This is a genomic window from Micromonospora sp. AMSO1212t (assembly GCF_008868145.1).
Taxonomy (GTDB): Bacteria; Actinomycetota; Actinomycetes; order Mycobacteriales; family Micromonosporaceae; genus Micromonospora; species Micromonospora tulbaghiae.
In genome coordinates this window covers 1-495 of the sequence record NZ_WBKS01000287.1, presented here as the reverse complement: position 1 = coordinate 495, position 495 = coordinate 1, and the positions used below count along the sequence as shown (strand labels likewise).

Genomic DNA, 495 nt, shown 5'->3' with positions numbered 1-495 from the left:
GGTGGAGAAGGAAAAAAGGACAGGTCTGAGGAAGGGGAGAGGGGAGGGAAAGGGAAAAGAAGGGGGAGACTGAGGGAGAGGGAGAAAAAAAAGAGGAGGAAGAAGGAAAGGGAAGGAGAAGGGGGAAAGAGGGGGGGAAGGGAGGAAGAAAAGGGGAAGAAGAGGGAAAAGGAAGGGAGAAAGGAGGGGAGAGGAGAGGAGAAAGGGAGGAGAGGAGGGGGAAGAGAAAGAGGCCGCAAGGGGAGAAAGAAGAGGGGGAGAAAGGGGAGAAGAAAGGGAAAAAAAAGAAAAAAAAAGGGGAGAAAGGAAAAGAAGGGAAGAAAAGGAACGCCCGGAAAAGAAGAGGAGGAACAAGCAAGAGAAAAGAAGAAAAAAGAGGGGGGGAGGAAGACGGGAGAGAAGGGAAAGAAGAAACGAAAAAAGGAAGAGAGAGAAAAAAAAAAGAAAGGGAAGGTAAAAGAAGAGGAAGTCTCGGCAAGATAAAAAGGATACTGG

The 495-nt window shown here is 48.5% G+C and carries 1 protein-coding gene; it reads left to right on the top strand.

The genetic code is table 11. The features are described from left to right. On the top strand, window positions 1–483 hold a 483-nt coding region (locus F8279_RS31010), incomplete at its 5' end, for a hypothetical protein (protein ID WP_192580806.1). Window positions 484–495: the final 12 nt, after the last annotated feature.